The sequence below is a fragment of the Stenotrophomonas sp. SRS1 genome, assembly GCF_026130205.1.
GTDB classification, from domain to species: Bacteria; Pseudomonadota; Gammaproteobacteria; order Xanthomonadales; family Xanthomonadaceae; genus Stenotrophomonas; species Stenotrophomonas rhizophila_B.
Window position 1 is genome coordinate 126,437 of sequence record NZ_JAINFD010000002.1, and the last position, 12,908, is coordinate 139,344.

Consider the following 12,908-nt stretch of genomic DNA (forward strand, 5'->3'; position numbering starts at 1 on the left):
CTTCATGGGGTGAGGTGCAGGCTACGCCGTGCACCGTAAAGCGACGTAGAGCCGACCGTGGGTCGGCTGCGGTTGCGTGAAACGAATCGTGGGTCGGCTGTTGTCGCGTGATGCCGACCGTCGGTCCGACGTCGGGATCGATCAGTGCGCACTCACGGCGATGCCTTCGGCGCGGTCGGCAACCCCATCGCGGCGGTCCAGGCGGCCACTCAGTACGGTCAGTCCAAACGCACCCATCACCACCAGTGCACCCAGCCACGGGGTGTGCATCAGGCCGAAGTGATCGACCACCAGGCCACCCAGCGAGGCACCGAGCGCGATGCCGACGTTGAACGCGGCGATGTTCAGGCCCGAGGCCACATCGGCGGCCTGCGGGGCAAAACGCTGTGCCTGCTTGACCACATACACCTGCAGGCCGGGCACGTTGCCGAACGCCACCGCACCCAGCGCCAGCACGGTCAGCAGCACCAGCCAGGTGTTGTAGGCGGTGAAGGTGAGCACGAACAACACCGCGGCGAGCAACGCGAAGATCAGCTTCAGTGCGGGGATCGGGCCCCGACGGTCGGCCAGGCGGCCGCCCCACAGGTTGCCGATTGCCACCGAAACGCCGTAGACCAGCAGCACGCCACTGACCGCATTGGCCGAGAAACCGGTGACGTCCTGCAGGATCGAGGCCAGGTAGGTGAAGGACAGGAAGGTGCCGCCGTAGCCGAGTGCGGTGATCGCATACACCAGCAGCAGCCGCGGCTGGGCCAGCACGGCGAGTTGCTGGCCAAAGGTGGCCGGTGCGCTGCGCTGCAGATGACGCGGCACGAACAGCAGGCTGCCGATCAACGCGATCACACCCAGCGCGGCCACGGCCAGGAAGGTGGCGCGCCACCCCAGGTGCTGGCCGATGAAGGTACCCAGTGGCACGCCGGTCACCAGCGCCACGGTCAGGCCGGTGAACATGATCGCAATCGCGCTGGCGGCCTTTTCCCTGGGCACCACCGAGGTGGCGATGATCGAGCCGATCGAGAAGAACACGCCGTGCGCCAGGCCGGTCAGGACGCGCGCCACGATCAGCGCGCCATAGCCCGGGGCCATCCAGGCGATCACGTTGCCAAGGGTGAACAACAGCATCAACGCGACCAGCAAGGTCTTGCGCGGCACGCGGCCGGTCAGCGCGGTAAGCACCGGCGCACCGACCGCCACCCCAAGCGCATACAGCGATACCAGCAGGCCGGCCGAGGGCAGGGTGACGCCGAGGTCGGCGGCGATGGTCGGGATCAGGCCGACGATGACGAATTCAGTCGTGCCGATGGCGTACGCACCCAGCGTCAACGCCAACAAGGCCAAGGGGATACCACGGGACATGGACGGATACCGGTGGGAGTAAGGCTGCGCAGTCTGCGCGCCGCACTCTTGCAAAAAAAGCGGTCTTCACGCCAATCACTGTTGCCCCATGGTCAATAATAGGGCGAGCCCCCGATGCCGCTGACATGAAAACCACTCTGGATGAGATGCAGGCCTTCATCGCCGTGATCGACAGCGGATCGATCACCGCCGCTGCCGCGCAGCTGGGCCAGACCACGTCCGGTGTCAGCCGGGCGCTGGGCCGGCTGGAGGAGAAACTCGGCACCACGCTGCTGACCCGCACCACCCGTCGCCTGCAGCTGACCGAGGAAGGGGACGGCTTCCTGGCACAGGCCCGCGCGATCGTGGCCTCGGTGGAAGCGGCCGAGGAACAGATCGCCGCCCGGCGCCAACGCCCGGCCGGGCGCCTGAGGGTGGATGCGGCGATGCCGTTCGTGCTGCACGTGATCGCCCCGCTGGTGGCGAGCTACCGCGCGCGCTATCCCGAGGTGACGCTGGAGCTCAACAGCAGCGAGCGCTACATCGATCTGCTGGAGCGGCGCACCGATGTGGCCATCCGGATCGGGCCATTGGCCGATTCCACCCTGCATGCGCGGCCGCTGGCGCACAGCCGCCTGCGCGTGATGGCCAGCCCGGCCTACCTGCAGCAGCACGGCACCCCGCGTGATGTGGCGGCGCTTGGCGTGCACACCCTGCTGGGCTTCAACGAGCCCGACTCACTCAATCACTGGCCGCTGCCCGGCGCGACGGACGCGCTGCTGCACGTCCGCCCGGCGATGGCAGTCTCCAGCGGTGAAACGCTGCGCCGGCTCGCGCTGGAAGGGGTGGGCATCGTCTGCCTGTCCGACTTCATGACTCACCGCGACCGCGAGGCGGGCACCCTGGTCCAGCTGTTGCCGGACCTCACCGTGGAGGTCCGCCAGCCGATCCACGCCGTGTACTACCGCAACACGGCGGTCTCGGCGCGGATCAGCTCGTTCCTGGATCACCTGGCCGAGGCCATGGTGGGGACCCCCTACGTCCGGTAGTGCCGGCCGCTGGCCGGCGCCATTCCGATGCGTGCTGCGTGCGGTTGCCGGCCAGCGGCCGGCTCTACCGCTGCATCACGCCGCGCGGGCCAATCCGCTCACCACACCGCGCCCGGCATCCAGCACGAACACATCCACCGCCGCATTCAAGGCGACGGCCTGCTCTTCCATGCTGCGCGCCGCCGCCGAGGCTTCCTCCACCAAGGCCGCGTTCTGCTGCGTGGTCTCGTCCATCTGCACCACCGTCTGGTTGACCTGCTCGATGCCGGCCGACTGCTCCTGCGACGCGGCGGCAATGTCGGCCATGATGTCGGTGACGCGCTGCACGCTGCCGACGATCTCGCCCATGGTCTGCCCGGCCTGCCGCACCAGTGCTGCGCCGCTGTCGACATCGGCCACGGACTGATCGATCAACGCCTTGATCTCCTTGGCCGCACCGGCCGAACGCTGCGCCAGCGTCCGTACTTCGCTGGCGACCACCGCAAAGCCGCGGCCCTGCTCGCCGGCTCGTGCCGCTTCCACGGCGGCGTTGAGCGCCAGGATGTTGGTCTGGAAGGCGATGCCGTCGATGACGCTGATGATCTCGGCGATCTGCCGCGACGAGCCTTGGATCGCGCCCATCGTGGTGACCACCCGGCCGACCACCTCACCGCCCTGCGAGGCGACCGAGGCTGCACTGATCGAGAGCTGGTTGGCCTGGCGTGCGTGTTCGGCGTTCTGGCGCACCGTGGAGGTCAGCTCTTCCATCGAGGCGGCGGTCTCTTCCAGATTCGCTGCCTGCTGCTCGGTGCGGCGCGACAGATCGCTGTTGCCCGCGGCGATCTCGCCCGCGGCCGTCTGGATGGACTGGGCCGCGTGCTTGATGTCGCCAACGATGGTGGTCAGCTGGCCGGTGGTGCGCGCCATGTCATCGCGCATGCGCGCGAACACACCGTGGAAATCGCCGTGCATGCGCGCGCTGAGATCCCCGCCGGCAATCGCCTGCAGCACGCGTGAGACCTCGCCCAGATCCTGCTCCGTGGTCTGCATCAGGCGGTTGAGGCCGCCGACCATCTCGCCGAAGTCGTGCTGGTAGCGCGCTTGATCACCACGCAGGCTGAAATCACCCAACGCCGCCGCCTCGGCCAGTCGCTTGATCTCGGCATTGATCGCGCCGAGGTTGACCTTGGCCGTGTCCAGCGCCTGGGTGATCACCGCCTTCTCGCCGGGCAGGCGCTCCATGTCCACCGACAGATCACCGACCGCATAGCGGCCCATGACCTCGATCGCGCGCAGCTTCACCTGGATGTGGTTGGCGACCAAGGTGTTGTTCTCGCGCACCATCTGACCGTAAGCGCCGGGCAGGGCGTCGGCATCCATGCGGTAGCTGATCTGGCCGGCGTCGTGGCGCTGAGCCATGGTTGCCTGCGCATCCAGTACGGCCTTGAGCGTCTGGGTCACCTCGGTCATCGCCGTGCCGAGACGGCCGATTTCGTCGCGGCTGCGCACCACCATCGTGTGCTCCAGATCGCCGCGTGCGACGGCGCGGGCGGCTGCTTCCACCGCGATCACGGGTGCGATCACCGCGCGACGCAGCCACAGCGCCAGCACCACCAGCAGCACCGCGGCTGCCAGCGCCGTCGTGATCGCCGATGCCACCAGCGCGGCACGTGCGCGCTCGGAGGTGGCATTGGTTTCGAACTCGGCACGTTCGTTGGCGCGTGTCGCCAGCGCGTCCAGTGTCGTCCCAACGCTGCGATCAGCGCCTCGCACCAGCGCATCGGCCGCCTGGGTGTCATAGCCACTGGCGGCAAACGCCTCCAGCGCCCCGCGGTAGCGGGCCTCCAGGGCACGATGTTCGGTCAGGAACTGGTTGGCCAGCGTGCGCGTCTGCTCGTCGCGGCTGGTGGCGAGCGTGCCCGCCAATTCGGCGATGCGGCGTCCCTCCGCATCGAATGCCGCCAGGTGGCGTTCGCGCTGTGCGTCGTCCGCCCCGCGGATCAATACGTTCTTCCATTCCTGCACCTGCAGGCGGAACTCGCGCTGGAGCAGCTCGGCCTGTGCCTTGCGGGCGAGCTCGGGAGGGACCTCGGTCGAGAGGTTGCGCCACGCCGAACCGAGCCCGGCCAGGGCGGCGAGGACAATGATGATCAGGCCAAGCGACAGCGCGCCCAGCAGTTTGAACTGAAGACTCAGGGCGCGTGGACGCGCCGGTGCGGAGGACGTCATGGGAAATGAAAAGTGGGGAAGGGCAATGCGGTATCGGTCTGCCTAAAGCAGGCTGAAGTGCGACGCCAATCACGGTTACCGTTCCATTAAACGTTGTGACGACGGCGTGTAGATGAAAATTGGTCACACATGGAACGAAACAGGACTGGACAGGCAATTATTTCGTAACTATTGTAGTTACATGAAATCCAGCAACCAGTTCTCCGACGCGCTGCACGTGATGGCCCATCTGGTCGGCCAGGACGGCCCGCGCACCTCCGAGCAGCTCGCCACCTGCCTGCCAACCCATCCGGTGGTGATCCGGCGCCTGCTGTCCGCCCTGCACAAGGGCGGGCTGGTCACCAGCGTGCGTGGCCATGGCGGCGGCAGCCAGCTGGCCCGGGAAGCGGCGCAGATCACGCTCTATGACGTGTACGTGGCCATCGGTGCGCCTGCGCTGCTGCACACCGGCGCCCGCGAGACCGGCCGCGGCTGCCCGGTACAGCGCGTGGTCAACGACGCGCTCGACGACAGTTACCGCCAGGCCCAGGCCCTGCTCGAGGCCCGCCTGCATGACACCACCCTGGCCACCTTGGGCGAGGCCTTCGCCCGCCACTTGGCCCACCACGCTGCAGGAGTTCCCCATGACGTTTGATGCGATTGTCGTCGGCGGCAGTTTCGCCGGCCTGTCCGCCGCCCTGATCCTGGCACGCGCCCGCCGCGAGGTGCTGGTGATCGACAGCGGCCTGCCGCGCAACCGCTTCGCCGCGCATTCGCACGGCGTGCTCGGTCAGGACGGCATCGCCGGCGCCGAGCTGCTGCGCAACGCCAAGACCCAGCTGCTGGACTACCCCACGGTGCGCTGGATCAGTGACACGGTCACCACCGCCCAACCAACCGTGGATGGCTTTGTGGTCGGCACCGAAAACGGTGACAGCTGGGCCACGCGCAAGCTGCTGCTGGCGACCGGCATCCGCGACGAACTGCCCGAATTGCCCGGCCTGGCCGAGCGCTGGGGCCACAGCGTCGTGCACTGCCCTTACTGCCACGGCTATGAGATCGGGGGCGGCGCGATCGGGCTGCTGGGCGGGCATGAGAAGTCCGCCACCATGGCCGCGTTGCTCGCCGACTGGGGCGACGTCACCCTGTTCGCGCGCGGCATGACGCTGGAGGCCGACGACCTGGCCGCGCTGCAGCGCCGCGGGGTCAGCATCGAGCATGCGGCGGTGGTTGGCCTGGAAGGTGAGGCGCCGGCCCTGAGTGCCGCCGTGCTCGCCGATGGTCGCCGTGTTGAACTGCGCGCGTTGTTCGTCACCGCGCGGCAGCACATGGCGGCACCGCTGGTCGAGCAGCTCGGCTGCGCGCTGGAGGACAGCCCGATCGGCGTGCTCATCCAGGTCGACGCGGGCAAGCAGACCAGCGTGCCCGGCATCTACGCGGCGGGCGATGCAACGCTGGTGGGCAATATCAGCCTGGCCAGCGCCGAAGGCGTGCGCGCCGGGGTAAGCCTGCACCATGCGCTGGTCGCCGAGGACAGCCGGGCCAGCCGATAACATCAGGGGCTCGGCCGGTCCGGGAGCGGAACGCCCGCCCCAAACGGAAACAGCCGCCCTGCGGCGGCTGTCCGTGGCAAAGACCTATGGGCTCAGGCCTGTTCGGCGCTGGCGTCATCCAGTTGCTGCACATCCTGCGCCGACAACGCGACGTTCGCCGCCGCCAGTACCTCCTTCAACTGCTCGACGCTGGTGGCGCTGACGATCGGTGCGGTGATGCCGGGGCGCGCGATCAACCATGCGATCGCCACCTGCGATGGGCTCACGCCATGCGTGCTGGCCACATCGTCCAGCGCGCCCAGGATGCGCAGCCCGCGCGGATTGACGTACTTGTCGACCACGCTCTGGCCGCGCGCGCTGCTCTTGCCCGCGTCGGCAGTGCTGCGGTACTTGCCGCTGAGGAAGCCGCTTGCCAGCGAGTAGTAGCTGATCACTCCCAGCTGCGCCTCGCGCACCACCGCTTCCAACCCGGCCTCATAACCGGCGCGGTCGTACAGGTTGTACTCCGGCTGCAGCGTTTCATAGCGCGGCAGTTTGTAGTCGGCCGATACCCTCAAGGCATCGCGCAGACGCTCGGCGCTGTAATTGGAAGCACCGATCGCGCGCACCTTGCCCTGTTCGATCAGGCGGCCGAACGCAGCCAGCGTGGTCTCCAGCGGAGTGGCTTCATCATCTTCGTGCGCCTGGTACAGATCGATCACATCGGTCTGCAGGCGGCGCAGTGAATCCTCCACCGCGGCGGTGATGTTGTCGGCGGACAGTCCCGGGCGCTCGGCCCACTTGGCGACCTTGGTCGCCAGCACGACCTTGTCGCGCTTGCCGCTGTGCTTGAACCAGCGGCCCAGAATGGTTTCCGATTCGCCGCCCTGGTTGCCGGGCACCCATGCCGAATATGCATCGGCGGTGTCGACCAGGTTGAAGCCAGCATCGACGAAGGCATCGAGCAGGGCGAAGGACGTCTTCTCGTCCGCACTCCAGCCGAAGACATTGCCGCCGAAGGCGATGGGGGCGACATGGAGGCCGGAACGACCGAGTTCACGCGTGGCAGTCATGGGTGATGTTCTCCCTGGGAATCGTTTCCACAGGATACGGCCGGTGTGGTGACAGCGTTGGGGCAGCGGGCACAAAACAGTGTTCCGGATTGCTGCGTCGCACTAACGTTTTGTGAACACCTGTACACGCTTCGCTGCTAGTCTCGCGGCATCCCGCTACCGGAAGCTCGCCGATGAAAGCCCGTTCGTTGACCTGTGCCTGCCTGTTCACTGTTTCTACCCTGATGCTTGCCACGCCTGCGATGGCGATCAAGCCCGCCGGCCCGAACGCGCAGGTCGCGATCACCCCGGCCGTGCAGAAAGCCGTGCAGGACAGCCGCCGCGATCCGGCCAACGTCAAGCGCGACGCGTACCGCCATCCCGCGCAGACGCTGTCGTTCTTCGGCGTCGCACCGGGGCAGACCGTCATCGAAGTCACCCCGGGCAGCGGCTGGTATTCGGAAATCCTCGCGCCGCTGCTGCACGACAAGGGCCAGTACGTCGCCGCCGTGGTCGACCCGATGGCCGTGGCGGAGGGACGTGGCCGCGACTACCAGCAGCGCAGCCGAGATGGGCTGGACAAGAAGTTCGCCGGCAACGCTGCTGTGTTCGGCAAGAGCCGCGTGGTCGCCTATGACCCGAAGGCCCCGGTCTTTGGCCCGGCCAACTCGGCGGACGTGGTGCTGACCTTCCGCAACGTGCACAACTGGCGCAGCAGCGGCCAGGCCGAAGGCATGTTCAAGGGCTTCTTCTCGGTGCTCAAGCCAGGCGGCGTGCTCGGCGTGGTGGAACACCGGGCCAAGGCCGATGTACCGGCAGACGACAAGACCGGTTACGTGGGCCAGCAGCAGGTGATCGCGATGGCCAAGGCCGCCGGTTTCGAACTGGCCGGCAGCAGCGAGATCAACACCAATCCGCGCGACACCAAGGATTACCCGAACGGTGTGTGGACGCTGCCGCCGACCAACCAGCATGACGCGGCCGACGAGGCCAAGTACCAGGCGATCGGCGAAAGCGACCGCATGACCCTGCGCTTCGTGAAGCCAGGCAAGTAAGCGACCCGCGCATAAGACACAGCGCGCGGGCTGCGGCCCGCGCGTTCCAGGGACGGTAAAGGAATGCACCCTTGAAGAAGCTGCTGTTGATCGGTCTTGCGGCGATGACGCTGATCAAGATCGTTGATTTCGTGTTTTACGGTCAGCACGGCTACGACCTGATGGGGGCGGCGGGCTTTGGGCTGCTGCTCACTGGCGCTGCGCTGGATGGACGCAGCGCGTTCAACGCGCCCGCCACGGGGCGCTGGGCACGGGAAGCCCGCATCGCCAATGTCTGCGGCGTGGTGCTGGTGCTCGTCTACTTTCTGCTCAAGATGAACGTCATCGGCTGACGCCGTCCGGATCGCGGCGGCGGCACGGGGATGGGACAATGGGCCATCCCCGTGCCGCTGTTGCCCCGATGCTGATCGCCTTCAACAAACCGTTCAACGTGCTGTGCCAGTTCACCGACCGCAGCCAGCCGCCGCGCGCGACCTTGGCTGGTTTCGGGCTGCCACCGGCGGTGTACGCGGCTGGCCGGCTGGATTACGACAGCGAAGGCCTGCTGCTGCTCACTGATGACGGCGGCCTGGCACACCAGTTGACCGATCCGCGGCACAAGGCCGACAAAACCTATTGGGTGCAGGTCGAAGGCACGGTGACCGATGCGCAGGTCCAGGCGCTGCGCCGTGGCGTGCTGCTCAACGATGGGCCAACGCTGCCGGCCGGTGTCGAACGGCTGGAACCGTCGCCTGAGCTGTGGCCGCGCACGCCGCCGGTGCGTTTCCGCAAGACGGTGCCCGATGCGTGGCTGGCGATCACGCTGCGCGAAGGCCGCAACCGGCAGGTGCGCCGCATGACCGCAGCGGTCGGACTGCCCACGTTGCGCCTGGTGCGTGTCTCGATGGGCGCGCATGCGATCGGCGATCTTCAACCCGGCCAATGGCGCGAGGTCGGATAATAAAAAACCGCCGGTAGCGACCGGCGGTTTCGATGCACGTGCGGTAACGCGTCAGCGGATCAGGCGTCGCTGCCGATATCGCTGGTTTCGTCCACCACGGTCTCGTTGCGGCGGTTGCGTGCGCTGATGCGCTGCGCCTGGCCGTTCACCACGCCGCCGTTGGCAAGCTTCTTCTTCTGCTGCTTGCGGTACAGCGCATAGCCCAGCAGCCCCACGCCGACAGCGGCGGCGGCGATGGTCACGGCCGGATTGCGGCGCACCACCTTGGCGGCGACCTTGCTGCCGGTCTTGACCGCGCCGAGTGCGGCACCGGTCTTGATCCAGTCGGTGGCCTGCGGCCCGAAATGGCGCAGGTTGCTGCCGGCATGCTTGAGGCCATCACCCGCGGTGCTGGCGAGGTCCAGGGCACGCTCGAGGGCGCGGTCGGTAATCACAGTCAATCTGCTCATGGGGGGTCCTTGCCTAAAGGTTCTGATCCAGTGTCGCGCGGTGGCCGTGTAGGGCGTGTTATCCATGTGCTACGACCGGATCACGACTGTAGCCGGTTCCCCGCGCTGCGCGAGCCACGTGCCCGGCGATGGTCAGGTGACAGCCATGAATGCGCGCGTCGGGTGAGGAAGAGGGCGGCGTGTTCACGTGCCGCGCGGCTTGGCGCGGTGTGTCGCGTTCGCCGTCCACGGATCGTCCGGCCACGGATGTCGGGGATACCGCCCCTTCATTTCCTTCTTCACCTCGGCGTAGGTGTTCGCCCAGAAGTTGCGCAGATCCTGGGTGACCTGCAGCGGGCGGCCGCCGGGGGACAGCAGGTGCAGCGTCAACGGAATGCGCCCGTCGGCGATGCGTGGGGTATCGCTCAGGCCGAACAGCTCCTGCAGCTTGACCGCCAGCACTGGCGCCTGCGGGCTGATGCCGTCGGCATCCACTGCGTAATGGATCGGGCGCTCCATGCCGGAGGGCACGGTGATGCGGACCGGGGCATGACGATCGATCAGCTGGCGTTGCGCCCACGGCAGCGGTGACTTCAGCGCTTCGCCGAGGCTGGATTCATCGAGGGCATCCAGGCGTGTCTTGCCATTGAACGCGGGCGTCAGCCAGGTCGGCAGCGTCGCCATCAACGCTGCATCGGAGACGTCCGGCACCTCCAGCTCCGGCATCCACGCACGCACGGCCAGCGCCCGTGCCTGCCACTGGCGCAGGCCATCCGTCCACGGTAGTGCCTCCAGCCCGAGTTCGGCCACGGCCTCGGTCAGGGCCTTCGCGGCATGCGCGGGATCCACGCGGCCGGCCGAGCGGCTGTCCAGCACGATGCGATCGAAACGGGTTTCGCGCCGCGCGACCAGCGCACGTTTCTCACCGTCCCAGCGCACCACGTCCTCCTGCGTGAAGCGCGCCGGGAAGTCACGCCGCAGGCGGTTCTCGTCCACCGGCGCGGCGCGCAGCAGCAATGCGTCGCGTGCTTCGTAGCGCAGTTCAACCGCAACCAGCCACGGCTCACCACGCAGATCGCTGGGATCAAAAAGGCGCGCGCTGCGGCCATTGGCCAGCAGGTAGCGCAGCGGATCGGTGGGATGGCGGGCAGCGATCCGGTCCGGGAACGCATGTGCGAGCAGGTCGCCGAGCTGATGCGCTTCGACGGAGGAAGGGGGCGCGGCATCACAGCGCAGGCGTCGCCGCCACTGCTTGCTGGCGGCATCGATCGTGGCCAGGCCGCCGCGGTTGGCGTCGTGGGGTGCCCGCCCTTGGCGGAACGCCGCCAGCGCCCGCCACCGCGCGGCGAGCGCATCACCGCCCTGGCGCAGCGGATCGCGCGCTTCCACCAGCGCGGCCAGATCGCAGGCCAGGGCCTGCTCGACACCACTGCCTGCCGCCATCAGCATCGCCGCAAGGCGCGGATGCGTGCCGAGGGTCAGCATGCGCCGGCCCAGCGGGGTCAGCGTGCCGCTGTCGCTGAGTGCGCCCAGACGCTGCAACAGCTCACGCGCGGCGGCCAGTGCACCGGCCGGCGGTGTATCGACGAAACGCAGGTCGTCACTGCCCCAGGCGGCCAGTTCCAGTGCCAGCGAGGCCAGTTCCACCTGCGCGATCTCGGGCCGACGCTGTGCCTCCAACCGCTGCGACTGCGGCCACAAGCGCCACGCCCAGCCCTCGGCGACACGGCCGGCACGGCCGGCACGCTGATCGGCCGAGGCCTGCGCGATGTTCACCACGTCCAGGCGCGCGAAACCGCTGTTGGGGTCGTAACGCGGCTCGCGTGCCAGACCCGCGTCGATCACCACCCGCACGCCGGGCAGGGTCACCGATGACTCGGCCACGTTGGTGGCCAGTACCACGCGGCGCCGACCGCCGGGATCGGGCTGCAGCACCTGCGATTGCTGGTCCACTGGCAGCTCGCCATGCAGCGGCAGTACCTGCACGGCCGGATCCAGCACGGACTGCAGCGCGGTCTGCACGCGCGCGATCTCGCGCTGGCCGGGCAGGAACACCAGTACATCGCCAGGATGCTCGGCCAAGGCCTGCTCGACGGCGCGCCGTGCCTGCGGTTCCAGTGCCTCGTCGCGGCGGGCGGGGAAGTGCGCGATCGTGACCGGGAAGCTTCGGCCCCCACTGCTCAGGCGCGGCGCATCGAGAAACTGCGCCAGTCGCTCGCCATCCAGCGTGGCCGACATCACCACGATGCGCAGGTCCTCGCGCAGCTGGGACTGCACATCCAAGGCCAAGGCCAGACCGAGGTCGGCTGCCAGATGACGCTCGTGGAACTCATCGAACAGCAGCGCGCCCACGCCTTCCAGCAGCGGGTCGTCCTGCAGCATCCGGGTCAGGATGCCCTCGGTCACCACCTCGATGCGGGTCCGCGCGGAGATCTTGTTCTCGAAGCGGATGCGGTAACCAACGGTCTCACCGACGTTCTCGCCCAGCTGCCGCGCCATGAACTGCGCGGCGCTGCGGGCGGCCACGCGGCGCGGCTCCAGCATGATGATCTTGCGGCCTTCCAGCCATGGCGCATCCAGCAGGGCCAGCGGCATCTGGGTGGTCTTGCCGGCGCCGGGTGGCGCTTCCAGCACCAGTCGGGTGCCGCGCTCCAGCGTGGTCAGGATCTGCGGCAGCAGCGTGGAGATGGGGAAAATCGGGGGGCTCATTGCACAAGGATACGGCGTCCGCTGCGCAGCGCATTGCCAGCGCGCGGCGGGCGTGTTTCCCTGTGCCGCCCTGACCCCATGGATACCCCGATGCGCTGCGCTCTACGCGTGCTGTCGTTGTTGATCGCAGGCGCCATGGCGCCGTTCGCTGCCATCGCTGCCGAGCCCGCCACGGCCGAGGCGGACACGTCGCTGCAGGCACCCTACGATGGCAACCACTGGGCCGTGCTCGCCCGGGCGCAGATCCAGGCGCGCTACCTGCCGGCGGGGTTGAGCGATGATGCTGCGATCCAGCGCGCACTGGCCGATGGCACGCTGCGCGAAGCGGTGTATCCGAGCCTGCAGCTGGCCGACGATGTGGCTTACATCACGCTGAAGGCGCTGGCGCGCAGCACGCTGGACCGCCGCAAGGACATTCTCTACCTGTGCCGGCGGACGGATGGCTTCGAGCTTCTGCTCGACGATACCGCTGAGTGTGCTGACGATGCCGCGCGCCGCCTGCGTTTCGACGCTACCGCCGGCGGCGCGCTGACGTGCCGCGACTGCGCAGCGTTCGGCCTGCCCACGCGGTGGGAGCGCCATGATCGCCCCACGCGCGGGGCGTCCGATTGAGCCTGCCGG

The 12,908-nt window shown here is 68.1% G+C and carries 12 protein-coding genes; 7 read left to right on the forward strand and 5 right to left on the reverse strand.

Annotated elements, in window-relative coordinates; translation table 11 throughout:
• Window positions 1–141: 141 nt before the first annotated feature.
• Window positions 142–1,356, reverse strand: a complete 1,215-nt coding sequence (locus K4043_RS06310) for an MFS transporter (protein ID WP_265308630.1) — start codon at window positions 1,354–1,356, stop codon at window positions 142–144.
• Between the two features lie 125 nt (window positions 1,357–1,481).
• Between K4043_RS06310 and K4043_RS06315 the strand changes: the two genes are divergently transcribed.
• Window positions 1,482–2,384, forward strand: coding sequence for a LysR substrate-binding domain-containing protein (locus tag K4043_RS06315; protein ID WP_123729850.1), 903 nt, complete (start codon window positions 1,482–1,484; stop codon window positions 2,382–2,384).
• Between the two features lie 75 nt (window positions 2,385–2,459).
• Here the strand turns inward: K4043_RS06315 and K4043_RS06320 are convergent, their stop codons facing one another.
• Window positions 2,460–4,592 carry a methyl-accepting chemotaxis protein gene (locus K4043_RS06320; protein WP_265308631.1) on the reverse strand — a complete coding sequence of 711 codons (2,133 nt, stop codon included), beginning with the start codon at window positions 4,590–4,592 and terminating at the stop codon, window positions 2,460–2,462.
• A gap of 181 nt (window positions 4,593–4,773) precedes the next feature.
• Here K4043_RS06320 and K4043_RS06325 point away from each other — a divergent pair, with 181 nt between their 5' ends.
• Both K4043_RS06325 and K4043_RS06330 read left to right on the forward strand, forming a co-directional pair.
• Window positions 4,774–5,226 carry an Rrf2 family transcriptional regulator gene (locus K4043_RS06325; RefSeq protein WP_265308633.1) on the forward strand — a complete coding sequence of 151 codons (453 nt, stop codon included), beginning with the start codon at window positions 4,774–4,776 and terminating at the stop codon, window positions 5,224–5,226.
• On the forward strand, window positions 5,216–6,124 hold the full coding sequence (locus K4043_RS06330; protein WP_265308634.1) for an NAD(P)/FAD-dependent oxidoreductase: 909 nt from the start codon (window positions 5,216–5,218) through the stop codon (window positions 6,122–6,124). Before K4043_RS06325 ends, K4043_RS06330 begins: the two co-directional genes overlap by 11 nt.
• A 92-nt stretch (window positions 6,125–6,216) precedes the next feature.
• On the opposite strand, the gene K4043_RS06335 is transcribed toward K4043_RS06330, so the two are convergent.
• Complete coding sequence (locus tag K4043_RS06335) at window positions 6,217–7,176, reverse strand: aldo/keto reductase (protein ID WP_123729854.1); 960 nt, start codon at window positions 7,174–7,176, stop codon at window positions 6,217–6,219.
• A 224-nt stretch (window positions 7,177–7,400) separates the two neighbouring features.
• Here K4043_RS06335 and K4043_RS06340 point away from each other — a divergent pair, with 224 nt between their 5' ends.
• From K4043_RS06340 to K4043_RS06350, 3 genes are all read left to right on the forward strand, one after another.
• Complete coding sequence (locus K4043_RS06340; RefSeq protein WP_259262074.1) at window positions 7,401–8,210, forward strand: methyltransferase; 810 nt, start codon at window positions 7,401–7,403, stop codon at window positions 8,208–8,210.
• A gap of 71 nt (window positions 8,211–8,281) precedes the next feature.
• Window positions 8,282–8,542, forward strand: a complete 261-nt coding sequence (locus K4043_RS06345) for a hypothetical protein (RefSeq protein WP_123729856.1) — start codon at window positions 8,282–8,284, stop codon at window positions 8,540–8,542.
• 68 nt (window positions 8,543–8,610) lie between these two features.
• Window positions 8,611–9,150, forward strand: coding sequence for a pseudouridine synthase (locus K4043_RS06350; RefSeq protein ID WP_265309310.1), 540 nt, complete (start codon window positions 8,611–8,613; stop codon window positions 9,148–9,150).
• 59 nt (window positions 9,151–9,209) lie between these two features.
• On the opposite strand, the gene K4043_RS06355 is transcribed toward K4043_RS06350, so the two are convergent.
• Complete coding sequence (locus tag K4043_RS06355; RefSeq protein WP_123729857.1) at window positions 9,210–9,599, reverse strand: hypothetical protein; 390 nt, start codon at window positions 9,597–9,599, stop codon at window positions 9,210–9,212.
• A 183-nt stretch (window positions 9,600–9,782) separates the two neighbouring features.
• Entirely contained in the window at window positions 9,783–12,287 is a 2,505-nt protein-coding gene (hrpB, locus tag K4043_RS06360; RefSeq protein WP_265308635.1) for an ATP-dependent helicase HrpB, read from the reverse strand.
• Window positions 12,288–12,377: 90 nt separating this feature from the next.
• Here hrpB and K4043_RS06365 point away from each other — a divergent pair, with 90 nt between their 5' ends.
• Window positions 12,378–12,899 (forward strand): hypothetical protein, encoded by a 522-nt coding sequence (locus tag K4043_RS06365; RefSeq protein ID WP_265308636.1) that lies wholly within the window; start codon window positions 12,378–12,380, stop codon window positions 12,897–12,899.
• Window positions 12,900–12,908: the final 9 nt, after the last annotated feature.